Source organism: Acinetobacter sp. GD03645 (assembly GCF_029845285.1).
Classification (GTDB): Bacteria; Pseudomonadota; Gammaproteobacteria; order Pseudomonadales; family Moraxellaceae; genus Acinetobacter; species Acinetobacter corruptisaponis.
Map to the genome: position 1 here is coordinate 55,111 of NZ_JAOCLL010000008.1, position 14,381 is coordinate 69,491.

Sequence of the window (14,381 nt, forward strand, 5' to 3'; positions counted from 1 at the left end):
TTGACCTAAAAAATTAGCGGCGTGAGCGTCTTGCCCAAGCCAATTCAATCTGTTTCATACGTGTCAGAGATTCCAACACAAGGTTACGCAAGTGTCGACAAAAATCTTCCATAAATAAAGCGGCTTGTTGTGATTTTCGGATCAAAATAGCATCAATCACCAGCTTGAACAGGGTAAACGATTCCTGTAGCTCGCGACGTGAGGTGTTTAGGGTTAAAAAATAGCTACGGCGTAACGATGGCAACAGTTCCTTGTAAAACTGCATCATGTAGGGATTCGCCACCATCTCGTGCTGTTCAGCCAGATATTTAAAGATGGCATCATAAAACTTCTCAATATCCCCAGCACGGACAAACTCCACCAGTTGGTCTAACAAGGCCTGTAGCTGTTCCGCCTCATTGACCCGCCAGGTCTCACTAATCCGCTGCACAATATGCCCCAACACCATCACATTGGTGTCAAACAGTGCCTTGACCTGCTGGGCCGACATTTCAGAGACAATTGCGCCACGGCGTGGAAAAATTTCAATTAAATAGGTACGTTCCAGCAACAACAATGCTTCACGGACAGAGCCACGGCTGACATCCAACTCTTTCGCAATGCGCAGCTCCTGAATACGTTCGCCTTCAACCAGCTCGCCGCTAATAATTTGTTCACTAATGTATTTTGCAATCTGTTCAGAAAGACTATCAGCCTCTTCGAGATTCATGAGCCCCTCGCTATCTTTGTTATACGCATTGTCCAATGCTGTTTGCGCTTTTTTGTTTTAACTGATCTCGCTGTATAAATTCTATATCATTGTCTGACAATTTTATTGCTTTTTAAGCCAATCGTTCTAAAAAAACCTGATTTTATCTTGAACATACAGATAAAACCCATCTTTTCTATTTTTAATATCAGCCATTTATCTGCTTTTTTGCCCGACAACCATATATCTGAAAGTTGAAATTTTATCGAATTTTTATTGATACAAGTCACATAAAATAATATTTTTATTAACACAACAACATTTTATTATTTTACTGAAGTGTTCAGTAATTCTATATGAGTAGCATCATGGGTGTTCATCAGGCTGTCAATATCGCAATTTTTGGGTTAAGTCTCAGGACATTGAACGAATTAAAAGAACAGATTCAGACAGCGGTTCCCAATCATGTTCAGGTGAACTGGAGCAACATTGCAGAACCACAGCTTGATATCTTAATGATCAATCATATCTTTTTCGATTCACCCAACATTAAAAGCCTGATTAAAAACAGCAATATCAATGTGCTTCAGATTGCCAACGATGTCGATAAAAACAGTTCCATTGAAAATGACACCCTCTATCTTCCACTTAATCATATCCACTCACTACATCACTGGTTAAGCCATCATTTAAATGAACATTCACAATCAACTCCAGAAGCGACAGAAGCACCAGCCAACCCACCTGTAGGCGAGACCTTTCACCGCAGACAGATCAGGGAGGTTCTACAGGAAATCCAGAATCCGAGAAATGGAAAAATTCAGTTATTTGATAATAATGGCTTATTGGCCATTGCCGACCCGCGGAGTGAATGGCTGTGGCAAAACCCTGAATTCACCTCATCACAAACCGATCCCAGTTTGAACTATACCTATGCAACTCAGAACGATCAGCATTGGATTACAGATGCCCCCCAGCAGGATTTAAAACAATGGCTATGGAATTTGCTTTGGACGTCTATGGATTTTGAGGGACTCTGTCCACAGTCTGCATCCAGCTTTTACCTTGATATTTGGCCACAGCCAAAAAACAGGATTGATCGTCAGGACATTTTGCGAATGTCAGCCTGTTTTGCCCAAGGTGCAAAGATTGAGACTGTTGCAGCCCAACTGAATCTTTCTGAACAAAAAGTAAGACATTTCGTTGCAGCCTGCCTGGGTGCAAATTTCGGAAAACTCATCAAGGATCGGGAAGCAAAATATAGCCCTCAAATCCAGCAAAATGAGACTGAACAACATTTTATGAAAAAGCTGTTTGGTCGCCTACGCAACCGTTTAGGCTTTTGATCAGGGATAAGTTTATGATTTTACATCAATATAAAATTGTCTTTGGCGGAACCATGGGTTCAGGGAAATCCACCGCCATCAAGGCCTTGTCGGAAATTGAAGTGCTGAGTACCGAAGCGCTGAATACCGATACCGAATCCCATGAAAAGCTACTCACCACGGTGGGCATTGATTATGGTGAACTGACCCTGGAGGATGGCGTTAAGGTCGGTTTATACGGCACGCCAGGACAAGACCGTTTTGATTTTATCTGGTCAGTGATTTGTAAGGGCGCGATTGGAACCATTGTAATGATTGACCATGCCGCAGAAAACCCACTGATTGATCTAGAACAGTATGTGCAGGCATTCCAGCCTTTTGGCAACAATATTGTGATTGCCATTACCCATATTGACCGTAAGCCAGAACGCACCCTGTCCATCTATCGAGATTGGTTAAAGGCAAGAGAGTTGAACTATCCACTATTCTTTGTCGATGCACGGCAACAGGATGATGTATTGCTTTTGGTGGAGACCCTGATTGCAAACATTGAAGTGCATTATGGACTGGTGAATTAAAGGGCCTACATCAGCCCTTTATAAATAAAATAACAGCCGACGATCACCAACAAACCTGCAAAGCATTTTTTCAACATCGCGGGAGATAGGCGATGTGCGACTTTGGCACCAAATTTAGCCGTGATAAAACTCATCACACTGATCCCAAGAAAAGCATAGATATGCACATAGCCAATGGTATTTGGAACATCAATCTGCTCTTTGGCACCAAACCACATAAAACCTAACGCTCCAGCCACGGCGATCGGGAGACCACAGGCAGCCGAAGTTGCCACCGCCTTTTGCATCACCACACCATGACGGTTCAGGTAAGGCACGGTTAAACTGCCACCGCCAATCCCAAAAATGGCAGAAGCCACTCCAATTCCCCCACCCGCAACAAACTGCAAGGGTGCTGATGGCAAATGACGATTTGCATCAACAAGCGCATGCGCGCCTCTAAACATCTTATACGCCATCCACACCGCAAAAACACCGATCACCAGTTGCAAATGCTGGCCTGACATAAGATCGGCAATTCCAGCCCCCATAAATGAGCCCAGCACCAATCCTGGCGCCAAATTACGGAATACCTGCCACAACACCGCACCTTTTTTATGATGTGCCATCACCGAGCTGATTGAGGTCACAATAATGGTCGCTAGAGAAGTTCCGACTGCAACATGCATAATCACATTCGGGTCATAATTCATTTGAGTAAAGACGATATATAAAATTGGCACAATAATTAGGCCACCACCCACCCCAAACAGTCCTGCGGTAAATCCAGCAATTGCACCAATCAGCAAATATATGATTAACTCCATAAACACATGACCACTCTACTTGTAAAAATGATGGATGATTTCGCAACCCGCCAGTTACAGCAATTACTCAACACAAAAAACCAGTTTCCCGAAGTGGTTTTAGTAAAAACCACCACTACATCGACCAATGATGATATGCGTGAAATTGCACAAAAAGGCATTACGACAGGTTTGGTATGCAGTGCGCAGCAGACTCAGGGTCGTGGTCAGCACCAGCGACAATGGGCCTCTCCTGAAGGGAACGTTTATTTAAGCACACTGATTCAAAGCAAGACAGCACTGGATGGTCGCCTCGCTCTTGAAGTTGCATTGAATATTCTACAAATACCAAGCTTGCAAGGTTTGAGCTTACAAGTCAAATGGCCAAATGACTTGTATAGCCCTCAAGGCAAATGGGGCGGGATTTTGGTAGAGCCACTCTCCGCGAATCAGGCCATTGTTGGTGTTGGAATCAATCTGAATACGCCACCTGTTGAGAATGCAGACCAGCCCATCACCTCATTGCATATGCTGGGTTTGCATCAAATCGAGCGTCTGAGCTTGATTGCCGAACTGTATACTGCCATCCAGCAGGCAGCCCAATGGTTTGAACATGGCAGCTACAATCTGGCTGAACGTTTTAACCATCATGCCATTTGGCTAAATCAGCAGGTGGAATTTGAACATGCACAAGGCAAGGTTCAGGGACATTTTCAGGGTATCTCCAATGATGGTGCTGTCCTCATTAAAACTGATAAAACACAGCAGTTTTATCAGGGTCGCTTACGTCTGGCTGAAATTTGAGAAATCGTTATCCTATGAAAAGTTTATGGCTTGATATTGGCAATACACGGCTAAAATACTGGGTCACTGAAAATGACCAGGTGCTTGAGCACGCGGCTGAACTTCATCTACAGTCTCCCGCAGATTTACTCTTAGGCCTGATCCAGCATTTTCGCCATCAACAGTTCAGTCGGGTGGGTATTTCCTCAGTGCTGGATGCAGAAAACAACCAGCGTATTCAAATGATTCTGGCTGTTCTGGATATTCCGATTATCTTTGCAAAGGTTCATGCAGAATATGCAGGCTTGCAATGCGGCTATGATGTGCCAAGCCAGCTTGGGATTGACCGCTGGTTACAGGTCTTGGCAGTGGCAAAACCGAACGAAAACTTTTGTGTGATCGGCTGTGGTACAGCATTGACCATTGATCTAGTTGAGGGATTACAACATTTAGGTGGCTATATTTTGCCAAACCTGTATTTGCAACGGGATTCACTCATTCAAAACACCAAAGGCATTAAAATCCCTGATTCCGCTTTTGATAACCTAAAGCCTGGACACAACACAGTTGATGCTGTCCATCATGGGATTCTGCTGGGCCTGATTAGCACCATTGACCAGATTATGCAGCACTCCCCTAAACACCTAATCTTAACAGGCGGTGATGCCAACTTGTTTGCCAAATTTTTGGGACATTACCAGCCGCAGGTTGAACCTGATTTATTGCTAAAGGGTTTAAAACACTATGTTCAGCTCAGTTCCACTTTAAGCAGGCTTTGAAGCGTCTGTAATAATTGTGGAAACTCGGTATATCCATCCTCCTGACGGAAATGCCCAGCCTGTGCAACCTCAACCAGTTGGGCACCCAACAAGTGTGAAAATTTAAAGGTCAATGGTACAGGTACAACAGGATCGTTACTGGAAAAGAAAACCAGTCGGGTTTGTAAATGTGCCCTTAAAACATGACTCTCAAATTTCGAATGGTCCAAAAATGGGTCAAATTCAGGATGTTTGGAAATCGCCTCATTAAAGCCTGCAATAAAAATGCCAGCCTTAATGCTATGCTGCTTAAGTCGCTTTACCAAAAATTGCGCCACTGCCACACAAGACAATCCATGCGCAATGACGATACTCTGCTCATCCAAACCCTTGAGCTGCGCCTCCAAACAGGTTTGCCAGATTTCAGCGTCAGGATGACTTGCATCGGCTAAAAAAATACGCTCAGCAGCCACATTCAGATTTTTAAGTTGTTGTTCCAGCCAGCCATACCAATGCTGGTCTGGATCGGCATGTTCACAATGTATGATAAACACTTTATTTTTAGAAAAATGTGACATAATTAACAATTTTTCCCATATAAAACATATATTTAGCATCAATATTCTTATGTTTGGATTTTATTTAATGTTGATGTTTTGTATTAAATTTATACATTCATTGATTTAAACTAAAAAATAAAAAGGCGCATTAAGCGCCTTTTCAAAACTGGAAACGATTATTTCTTTGGCTCATTGTTGCCAAATAATGGTCCCATATTGCCACCACCAAACTGTTTCTGCATATTGCCCAGTGATTTCAACATTTTGCTCATACCTGATGGATTGGCAAACTTCTTCATCATTTTTGCCATTTGCGCCTGTTGCTTCATCAGTTTATTCACTTCGGCAACATCCATACCACAGCCTGCTGCAATACGCTTTTTACGGCTGGCATTGATCAGGTCTGGATTACGACGCTCTTTAACAGTCATGGACTGGATAATCGCTTCCATACGCTTGACCTGCTTTTCAGGGTTCGCCTGTGCAATCGCATCCTGGATACCAGAATTGCTCATACCTGGCAGCTTGTCCAGAAAGCCCATCATACCGCCCATCTTACTCATTTGCTCAAACTGCATCAGCATGTCTTCAAAATTGAAAGTTCCGCCTTTTTGCAGCTTTTTCGCCATTTTTTCGGCTTTTTCTTTGTCGATTTTGCGTTCAACTTCTTCGACCAAAGAAAGGACATCACCCATGCCCAAGATACGTTGTGCAACACGGTCTGGATGAAATGGCTCAAGTGCATCCAGTTTCTCACCAATCCCCAAAAACTTGATTGGCTTGCCTGTAATGGCACGCACAGACAATGCCGCACCACCTCGTGCATCACCATCTGTTTTGGTGAGGATCACACCCGTTAAAGCTAAAGCATCATTAAACGCTTTGGCTGTATTGGCGGCATCCTGACCTGTCATCGCATCGACAACAAACAGGGTCTCTGTTGGCTTAACCGCTGCGTGCAATTCCTTGATTTCATCCATCATGTCTTCATCGACATGCAGACGACCTGCGGTATCGACAATCAACACATCGGCAAACTGGATTTTGGCCTGTTCAATGGCACGATTCACAATATCAATTGGCTTCTCGGATGCCTGTGATGGGATAAAGCCCACACCCACTTCATTCGATACTGTTTCCAACTGCTTGATTGCCGCTGGACGATAAACGTCAGCAGAAACCGTCATGACTTTTTTCTTCTGACGTTCTTTTAAGAAGCGTGCCAGTTTTGCCGCAGTGGTGGTCTTACCTGCACCCTGCAAACCCGCAAGCAATACCACCACAGGCGGTTTTGCGCTTAAATCCAAAGTCTCGTTGGCCTCACCCATCATCTTGGTGAGTTCATCATAGACAATCTTGACAAATGCCTGACCTGGGGAAAGCTGAGTCATCACTTCCTGCCCAAGCGCCTCTTCCTTAACTTTCGCGATAAACTCACGCGTTACAGGTAACGCCACATCGGCTTCAAGAAGTGCCATACGTACTTCACGTAAGGTATCTTTAATATTGTCTTCGGTCAGTTGCCCTGAGCCAGTAACATTTCTTAAACTCTGTGTGAGTCGTTCTGTTAAGGTATCAAACATTGCGAAATCCGCTTAAAATGGCTAGTTGCAAAAAAATCTTTCTTAAAATAGAAAATTTATGCATAGAATGCTATAGGATACTGTAGTTCGAAGCGAATTTATATCTTATATGGTGAATATTATTCATCCTCCTAAAAAAGGTTTGACATGATCAGTCTCCCCTTGGTTTACACAATTTTGGCACTTGTTGCATATACCAGTTCCTTTTGGTATCTGTTTATACACCTAATGTCAAAACGTACCCCAAATCTCTGGTGCTATGGTCTTATTGTCAGCTTGGGAGTGGTCCTGCACGGCGCTGTACTGTATCGGGACATGATGACACCAATGGGCGTCAATTATGATGTATTCAACCTGATTTCCTTTACTTCGGGACTAATGCTGGCGCTCAGCCTAATCCTGAGCTTACTACGTCCAATCTTGCCATTAAACCTGATTGGCACGCCAGTTGCCGCAGTTGGCCTGATTCTGGGATATGCATTTAGTCAATCCAATCAGGTCATTGAACGACATTCCGTTGGTCTGGATTTACACATTATTTTATCCCTTTCTGCCTATGCTGTTTTGTTAATGGCAACCATTCAGGCGGTACTGCTTTGGTTTCAGGACAGGGAACTGAAAAAGAAACAAAAAAAACGCATTTGGGTCAACCTGTTACCTCCTTTTCAAATCATGGAGTCCCTCCTGTTCGACTTGATCATCACAGGTTTTGGTTTACTCACAGCAGCCTTGCTGTTTGGTTTCTTTACCATTGACAATTTCTTTGCCCAGCACCTTGCGCATAAAACTGCCTTTAGTATTGTGTCATGGTTCCTCTATGGAGCATTACTGATTGGACACTACAAATTTGGTTGGCGAGGACGCAAGGCGATTCGTTTTACCATTACAGGTTTTATATTGCTTGCGATTGGTTTTATAGGCAGCAAATTTGTTCTGGAAATGATTTTAGGCCGCTAAATTCAGGTATCCTAAAATACTGGACAGCCTATCTTAAAATGCGTATAACGCTGCTTTTGCTCTACTAGGTAATGATCGTGAAACTTATACTCGCCCCAATGGAAGGTCTGACTGATCCAATCATGCGTGATGTGCTCACCCATGTTGGCAGTTTTGATTGGTGCGTGACCGAGTTTATTCGTATTACCGAGAGCATTCTGCCAGACCATGTGTATTATGGCTTCTGCCCAGAATTAAAAACTGATGGCAAAACCGCAGCAGGCACACCTGTGCATGTACAGTTTCTTGGAAATAATCCAGAGATGTTGGCCGCCAATGCCGCGAAAGTTGTGGAACTGGGCGCACCTGCAATTGATCTCAATTTTGGCTGTCCTGCCAAAACGGTCAACCGTCATCGTGGTGGTTCCATCTTACTGGATGAGCCAGAAACAGTACACCAACTGGTAAAAGCTGTTCGTGATGCTGTTCCTGCACATATTCCCGTTTCAGCAAAAATGCGCCTTGGTTATTTAGACGAAAACCATACCCTTGATAATGCACATGCCATAGAAGATGCTGGCGCAAGCTGGCTAACAGTGCATGCACGAACCAAAGCCGATGGTTATACCCCGCCCGCCTACTGGGAAAAAATTCAGCCAATTACTGAAGCACTAAAAATCAATGTCATTGCCAATGGTGAAATCTGGAATAATGCAGATGCCAAAGCATGCTTGCAACAATCACATTGTCAAGATTTGATGATTGGTCGTGGAGCTGTGACTACACCAGATTTAACCTTATGTATCCGTCAGAATAAGGATCAAGCTGTTTTGTCATGGCGGGATTTAGTTGAGTTGCAACAACGCTTTTTAAGTGGTCAATTTAAGACCGAAATTGGAATGATTGGACGCTATAAACAATGGCTGGGTATGATGACCAAAGCATATCCAGAAGCACAAGCGCTTTGGAACCAGGTTAAAAAACTTAAACAAATGGATGAGATTTTACAATATTTAAAGAATTAGGCTTCTAGATCCAGCTCTTGTTGCTGCTTCTTCTCCCACCATGCCAACATATCTTCATTTTTAACCTGACGGTAAATATCCTCAACTGAAACAGTCAAACCAATCGAATGAAACGTAATATTATCACCTAAATAATAAACTGACTGTTGCCAAAGATTATCTTGATCTCGTGACCAAAATTCAATTTCAACAAAGTCCTGTTCAATCATGACATATTCTTTTAAAGTCGGAATCTGAAAATAAGCTAGGCGTTTGTCGGTCTTGTCACGCTGACGCGTTGATTTCGATAAAACTTCCATAATAATACTTGGTTTTTCAATAAAATAGTCGATATCTTCTTGGCTAAAATCCACCATGACATCTGGATAAAAGTATTTTTTATCAATTTTAACTTTCATGTCCGAAGCATAGGGTTGACATGGTTTTCCCAGTAAATGATTATAAAAGGTATTGGAAAGTGTCATCACAATCTGATTATGGTATTTATGCGCACCGACCATAGCATAGACTGCACCATTGATATATTCATGGCGAATATCCGACAACAATTCCCCCTCTAAATACTCCTGTTCAGAAATCACACCATATTTTTTTGCAAGTGACATGCTCATTTCCTATGAATCTGTACTGTGAAATAACATATAGCATTTTTTAGCCAAAAAAAAGCGACCGAAGCCGCTTTGGAAAACCAATATAACATTTGATGGTTATAGTCCACTCACTTTAACTTTTAGATCAGTAATTGAAGCGCCTTTTATTCCCCAGCTCCCCATAGAACCATTTTGTAATCCATTAAATGTATTGGAGTCTAAACTTCCTGTGGGAATCGTATCACCTAGCCACACATTATTTAAGGCAGCATTAAACTTTTCTGATTTACCTATATTCCCAAATACTAAACCATTCGTCTCAATTCCAGCGTAAAAACCTTTGAGAGAAAAGCCTGTTATATTAGTTGAATCAATGCCACCACTATCATCCGCAGTCATTTGCAACTTAAATTTAGCGCCAGTTGCTCCAGAAACTAAATTAAACGTACAACCATCAGGGTTAGCTGTCGTTGGCCCACAAATGGAATCAATAGCCCCACCAAATTTAATCATATGTCCTTGTGGAGCAGCTCCAAGCTGAATATTCATTGTTGGCTTATTTGCTGCTATAAACTTAATATCAATATTATCAGTTCGTAATAACTCTTTAATGTTATTCGATTTCAGTGTCGTGCCTGAACTAAAAATAGATTTTGGTTGATAATTATTGGTTAAAGGATCTAATGATGAAATTGCATTAAGATTGTCTGGTACCAAATAAATTGAAAATGGTTTTATACGCATTCCATTGACATTATTCCCAAAAGACAATGCAATATTTGCAAATGCACCATTCGCTCCCGTTCCTTTATCAGTATCAACTATTGCCCTAAACTGTAACGGCGTTGTTGTCACAGTACTGTCTGATGCAAATGTCTGCACAAAATCCACACCAATAGGTATTGTTGATGCACCTGGGTTTGCTGCAAAAACCAAAGCTGCTTTTGGCAATTTAGGAATATCACCCTGTTTTGCAAACCCATCGGTATCAATAATTGCAACCTGATTAAACTCAATCTTTGGAAGTTGTACACCGATATTTAAGCCATCCTGACCTGTAGCCACAGAAAGACTTTGATCATCTAAAGGCTGCATTGCCATCGTCAATGGGCTTAACAACAACAGTGATAAGCATCCTATTTTCTTGTTTTTTAGCATTGCCCTAATCCATAGACAAATGTTTAAAATATGTACGACAGCTTAACATAGTTTGAGCAAATCACAATGTAAAACCGATAATCGTTATTATATTTCTGACTTCTGTAATCTTACCAGAAGCCAGAACTACTTATTTCTTACTTTGTAGGTGGAATAAGGCTAATCGATTTACTTCTTACAATACCTTGACTATCTACAGAAACATAGGCATTGGTCGTTACAGTATCTTTCTTTAAAGTTCCCCATGAGTACTGTTTTACAGCATTGCCATTTACATCTTCCAATGCATAACTAAGCGAGGCCTCACAACCCATAGCTTGCTGATTCTGTGTATTTGTCCAGTTCTGACCAATCGCAATTTTGTCCAATCCCGCTTCTGTTGGAGTACAAGTTGAAAAAGGCTGAGTATAATTTGTATATTCTTTTCCTTGTAGTTTATCACCCGTAAAGCTAAATTTATGGACCACCCCACCAATTGGTACGTTACCATCCTCATCCAATAAAGAATTTTTCCAGCTATAAACTGATTGTAGTTCTGTTGCTTTATCAGAAGTTGCATAGAGCATCTGTAATGTTCCATCACCACATTCAAGGGCTGCTTTAGTTTGTTCATAAGTCATATTAGCAGTCAAAGCCTGCCATTTCTTAATATCTGGCATACATGCCGTTTTTTCATCTTTAAAGATAAACTGTTTATATTTTAGTAAATTATCTTCAAATCCTAGCACAGCTCGATCTTCGCTATGGCTATCCTGTTTCGCCCATCCTCTTACTTTAAAATAATCAGGCACACCATTACTATCTGTACTCTCTATTAATACTCCCTCACAACCCATTTCATTTTTAGCAGTTTCGTATGGATCAGCAATCTTTATTTTATCCCACTGGCTACGAGAAGGTTGGCAGGTTTCAACTGTTGGAGTTGCTTTAGTATAAATTTTTGCGACTAATTTGCTATTTGCATCAAACTCAATAGTCAGGCTGTCTTGATTTGTATTCACCCAAACATAATAGGATGAAATACGATTATTGCTACTACTTGAACTATAACTATATATTCCTGAGCAGCCAAGCTTACTTGAGACATCATTTAAGGTTTGCCCAATAAACAAACGATCTATAACTTCTTTTGCTGGTAAACAAGTTGTTGTTATATTTGATTTAGGTGGAAAAAATACTTTATTTATTAGTTTTCCATTTTGATTCTTTACCATAATTGTTGGTTCAAGTAGATTGTCTCCCCATAAATAAGTTGTTTGCTTGGTATCAGCACTTTCAAGTACAGCTGACTGAAAGCCATAACAATCTAAATTACTATTAGTTTGCGTTAAATTGTCATCTATTTGCAATTGTTTCCATTGTTCAAAACTCACCTGACAAGGTGCAGTCTTTGTAGGCGTTGGAGTCGGTGTAGGCGTTGGAGTCGGTGTAGGCGTTGGAGTCGGTGTAGGCGTTGGGGTCGGTGTAGGCGTTGGAGTCGGTGTAGGCGTTGGGGTCGGTGTTGCTGAAGAACCTCCTCCGCCACAACCAGCCAATGCCAACATGGTTGAAAACATAATAGTTTGATATGTTAACTTTTCGCTCACTGAATACATCCCTTATATCACCAGTATTTTTGACAATTTTAATCATTCTGAACCTATTTTAATTTTTTTTTTGTAAATATAAGGTATAATTTTATCAAATTTCAATATATTATATTATTTATCAAAAACATACATTAAAACCCATTCAACACTTTTAGTCTCTATTTAACATTTATTGAGTCATATAATATAGAGGATAAATGATCAGCAGAAATATAAGGTTAATCAGGCTTAAAAATTAATCACAAAAGAAAGTAATGCTAACGATATAGCATTGCTAGATTCAAGAATAGGACTCCATACAGTAAAAAAGCGATTTAAAAATCACTTTTTTACTGTAATTTTAATTTAGCAAAATTTTAAACCACCAAAACAGTTTGCCACAGGTTTTTGGTTACCATCAAGTAATAAGTTCTGTAGCACCATTATAGCGCGTGCATCATTTGCCAACTGAACATTACCGATTCCCTGATAGATAGGCGCACCAAATGCAGCACCTAAAGCAGTTCCAGGATCTAAAGCAATATTATTTTGCGATAAATAATTGGTAATAAATGTCGCTATCTGTGGGAGTACATCTTGCATTGGAATACCAGTGGTCGGATTTAACTCACCAAAATCCAGTGGGTCCTTAAATGACAACCACCAGCCTGGTTGAGCAATATCTCCCTGGTTCATTACCTCAGTTGGTACAGCAACATAGCTATCAGAACGTGGGGTTAATTTCTGCGATGTTAAATCATAAGTAAATGCACTCGCACTGCCTGGCCAACGTAGCGCTTCTTTTTGAAGAGATAAATATCCCCCACTGGTAATTGGTAAATTATGAATCAGGTTAAAATTTTGTTTAACTGTTACATTAGTTTTTAAATTGGTAATATAAGAACAGTTTGTTGTATTAATAGTTGCCGCACAACCTGCAGCAGTTGTCCCTTTTGCCCCCATAAAGAAAGTTGCAGAACCTGCAAGACCAACAATCGACTGATCCTGCGTCATTGCAAGTGCACCACTATTAGCCCCAATTGCAATTGTTGGGATTGGTACATCATTAACCACTAAATTTAGCTGTGACATACGATTTCCTGTGACAGCAGTTTGAGGGAAATTAAACTGTACAAATTGCGATGGAACATTAATTCCCCAGATTGCATTGCCATTATATTTGAATGCTGCATCCCTCAGGTCACTATCATTCTGCGGATTGACATAACCAGGCTGACCAGGGGTCATCTTATTGGGATTGGTTATAGAGACTCGACTAAAACCTAGAGCTGTAATCTTTGCATAAATAATCTGATCAGGTGTGGTTCCAAACATCGCAGGGTCAGTAAAAGCATTTACAGGTGTAGTTGCTACCTGAAGATAGCCACTAAATGAATTAATTCCACCACCTGTAGATTTATCTGTAGCTGGGTCTTTGTCATTTACAGTCCCTGCTGACATATGTCCTAATATATTCTCAGCACTTAAACGAAAGCCAACTACTTCACGGGTTGCTGCGCTGGTTGGATTTTTAACCGCAAACTCAATAAAGGGATTGGTCAACACAGCACTGGTGTTGGCACGTCCTTGCGACCAAGTTGGCGTACCCTGTATTGCAATAAGTCCATCCAGCTCTGTCTGCTGTGCCGTTGTACGGTTGGTGATCGCTTTTAATTGATCTATCCGTGCTTTGTTATTGATACTACCATCAGCAGGTCCACTCAAGGATAAATTTTCAATATCAATGTCACAATTATCAGATCCGTTTCTTCCCCCGCACCCCAATTGTAATCTACGGATATTGGCATTAAGTTCCATTTTGGCTTCTAAACCTAATTTGTAGTAACCGTAATTTAAATAATTATTTGTACTACCAGCACCCGTCCCATCACCTGTAGGAGCAGTATAAGCCATCGAAATTAAGGCTTGCCCTTGTGCTGCAGAAAGCTCCTCATCACTCATTGACACCAAACCGTTTGCCCATGCACCATTTGTTACTATAGCCAATAAACAAGATGCCAAAAGCGTTTTTTTCATTCCCTGT

General features: G+C 41.2%; 14 protein-coding genes. 6 read left to right on the forward strand and 8 right to left on the reverse strand.

Annotation, left to right across the window (positions count from 1 at the left end; translation table 11 throughout):
- Positions 1-13: 13 nt before the first annotated feature.
- Complete coding sequence (locus N5J47_RS08110) at positions 14-709, reverse strand: GntR family transcriptional regulator (RefSeq protein ID WP_267980136.1); 696 nt, start codon at positions 707-709, stop codon at positions 14-16.
- A gap of 347 nt (positions 710-1,056) precedes the next feature.
- On the opposite strand from N5J47_RS08110, the gene N5J47_RS08115 reads away from it, so the two are divergent.
- Both N5J47_RS08115 and N5J47_RS08120 read left to right on the forward strand, forming a co-directional pair.
- Positions 1,057-2,034 (forward strand): hypothetical protein, encoded by a 978-nt coding sequence (locus tag N5J47_RS08115; RefSeq protein ID WP_279959573.1) that lies wholly within the window; start codon positions 1,057-1,059, stop codon positions 2,032-2,034.
- A 14-nt stretch (positions 2,035-2,048) separates the two neighbouring features.
- Positions 2,049-2,591 carry an ATP/GTP-binding protein gene (locus N5J47_RS08120; protein ID WP_279959489.1) on the forward strand — a complete coding sequence of 181 codons (543 nt, stop codon included), beginning with the start codon at positions 2,049-2,051 and terminating at the stop codon, positions 2,589-2,591.
- Between the two features lie 5 nt (positions 2,592-2,596).
- Here the strand turns inward: N5J47_RS08120 and N5J47_RS08125 are convergent, their stop codons facing one another.
- On the reverse strand, positions 2,597-3,397 hold the full coding sequence (locus N5J47_RS08125; protein ID WP_279959490.1) for a sulfite exporter TauE/SafE family protein: 801 nt from the start codon (positions 3,395-3,397) through the stop codon (positions 2,597-2,599).
- 6 nt (positions 3,398-3,403) lie between these two features.
- Here N5J47_RS08125 and N5J47_RS08130 point away from each other — a divergent pair, with 6 nt between their 5' ends.
- Both N5J47_RS08130 and N5J47_RS08135 read left to right on the forward strand, forming a co-directional pair.
- The gene (locus N5J47_RS08130) at positions 3,404-4,180 is read left to right on the forward strand and encodes a biotin--[acetyl-CoA-carboxylase] ligase (protein WP_279959491.1); all 777 of its coding nucleotides are present in this window, start codon (positions 3,404-3,406) and stop codon (positions 4,178-4,180) included.
- Between the two features lie 14 nt (positions 4,181-4,194).
- On the forward strand, positions 4,195-4,938 hold the full coding sequence (locus N5J47_RS08135; RefSeq protein ID WP_279959492.1) for a pantothenate kinase: 744 nt from the start codon (positions 4,195-4,197) through the stop codon (positions 4,936-4,938).
- On the opposite strand, the gene N5J47_RS08140 is transcribed toward N5J47_RS08135, so the two are convergent.
- Both N5J47_RS08140 and ffh read right to left on the reverse strand, forming a co-directional pair.
- Positions 4,908-5,495 (reverse strand): alpha/beta hydrolase, encoded by a 588-nt coding sequence (locus tag N5J47_RS08140; RefSeq protein WP_279959493.1) that lies wholly within the window; start codon positions 5,493-5,495, stop codon positions 4,908-4,910. The genes N5J47_RS08135 and N5J47_RS08140 overlap by 31 nt on opposite strands.
- A 158-nt stretch (positions 5,496-5,653) precedes the next feature.
- Positions 5,654-7,060, reverse strand: coding sequence for a signal recognition particle protein (gene ffh / locus N5J47_RS08145; RefSeq protein WP_279959494.1), 1,407 nt, complete (start codon positions 7,058-7,060; stop codon positions 5,654-5,656).
- A 147-nt stretch (positions 7,061-7,207) separates the two neighbouring features.
- Here ffh and ccsA point away from each other — a divergent pair, with 147 nt between their 5' ends.
- Together ccsA and N5J47_RS08155 are read left to right on the forward strand one after the other, a co-directional pair.
- A complete protein-coding gene (gene ccsA, locus N5J47_RS08150; RefSeq protein ID WP_279959495.1) occupies positions 7,208-8,017 on the forward strand; it encodes a cytochrome c biogenesis protein CcsA in 810 nt (269 codons plus the stop codon).
- 77 nt (positions 8,018-8,094) lie between these two features.
- Complete coding sequence (locus tag N5J47_RS08155) at positions 8,095-9,021, forward strand: tRNA-dihydrouridine synthase (RefSeq protein WP_279959496.1); 927 nt, start codon at positions 8,095-8,097, stop codon at positions 9,019-9,021.
- Here N5J47_RS08155 and N5J47_RS08160 read toward each other — a convergent pair.
- The 4 genes from N5J47_RS08160 to N5J47_RS08175 all read right to left on the reverse strand — a co-directional run bounded on the left by N5J47_RS08160 (position 9,018) and on the right by N5J47_RS08175 (position 14,374).
- Positions 9,018-9,626 carry a Uma2 family endonuclease gene (locus tag N5J47_RS08160; protein ID WP_279959497.1) on the reverse strand — a complete coding sequence of 203 codons (609 nt, stop codon included), beginning with the start codon at positions 9,624-9,626 and terminating at the stop codon, positions 9,018-9,020. The genes N5J47_RS08155 and N5J47_RS08160 overlap by 4 nt on opposite strands.
- A 102-nt stretch (positions 9,627-9,728) precedes the next feature.
- Positions 9,729-10,769, reverse strand: a complete 1,041-nt coding sequence (locus tag N5J47_RS08165) for a DUF6160 family protein (protein ID WP_279959498.1) — start codon at positions 10,767-10,769, stop codon at positions 9,729-9,731.
- Between the two features lie 137 nt (positions 10,770-10,906).
- Complete coding sequence (locus tag N5J47_RS08170; protein ID WP_279962407.1) at positions 10,907-12,355, reverse strand: hypothetical protein; 1,449 nt, start codon at positions 12,353-12,355, stop codon at positions 10,907-10,909.
- A gap of 348 nt (positions 12,356-12,703) precedes the next feature.
- The gene (locus N5J47_RS08175) at positions 12,704-14,374 is read right to left on the reverse strand and encodes a hypothetical protein (protein ID WP_279959500.1); all 1,671 of its coding nucleotides are present in this window, start codon (positions 14,372-14,374) and stop codon (positions 12,704-12,706) included.
- Positions 14,375-14,381: the final 7 nt, after the last annotated feature.

Excerpts from the sequence above, each read along its gene's own strand:
- N5J47_RS08175 (WP_279959500.1), bottom strand. The coding sequence starts at position 14,374 with ATGAAAAAAACGCTTTTGGCATCTTGTTTATTGGCTATAGTAACAAAT.
- N5J47_RS08140 (WP_279959493.1), bottom strand. The coding sequence starts at position 5,495 with ATGTCACATTTTTCTAAAAATAAAGTGTTTATCATACATTGTGAACAT.
- N5J47_RS08125 (WP_279959490.1), bottom strand. The coding sequence starts at position 3,397 with ATGGAGTTAATCATATATTTGCTGATTGGTGCAATTGCTGGATTTACC.
- N5J47_RS08120 (WP_279959489.1), top strand. The coding sequence starts at position 2,049 with ATGATTTTACATCAATATAAAATTGTCTTTGGCGGAACCATGGGTTCA.
- N5J47_RS08135 (WP_279959492.1), top strand. The coding sequence starts at position 4,195 with ATGAAAAGTTTATGGCTTGATATTGGCAATACACGGCTAAAATACTGG.
- N5J47_RS08110 (WP_267980136.1), bottom strand. The coding sequence starts at position 709 with ATGAATCTCGAAGAGGCTGATAGTCTTTCTGAACAGATTGCAAAATAC.
- N5J47_RS08130 (WP_279959491.1), top strand. The coding sequence starts at position 3,404 with ATGACCACTCTACTTGTAAAAATGATGGATGATTTCGCAACCCGCCAG.
- ffh (WP_279959494.1), bottom strand. The coding sequence starts at position 7,060 with ATGTTTGATACCTTAACAGAACGACTCACACAGAGTTTAAGAAATGTT.
- N5J47_RS08165 (WP_279959498.1), bottom strand. The coding sequence starts at position 10,769 with ATGCTAAAAAACAAGAAAATAGGATGCTTATCACTGTTGTTGTTAAGC.
- N5J47_RS08115 (WP_279959573.1), top strand. The coding sequence starts at position 1,057 with ATGGGTGTTCATCAGGCTGTCAATATCGCAATTTTTGGGTTAAGTCTC.
- N5J47_RS08160 (WP_279959497.1), bottom strand. The coding sequence starts at position 9,626 with ATGTCACTTGCAAAAAAATATGGTGTGATTTCTGAACAGGAGTATTTA.
- ccsA (WP_279959495.1), top strand. The coding sequence starts at position 7,208 with ATGATCAGTCTCCCCTTGGTTTACACAATTTTGGCACTTGTTGCATAT.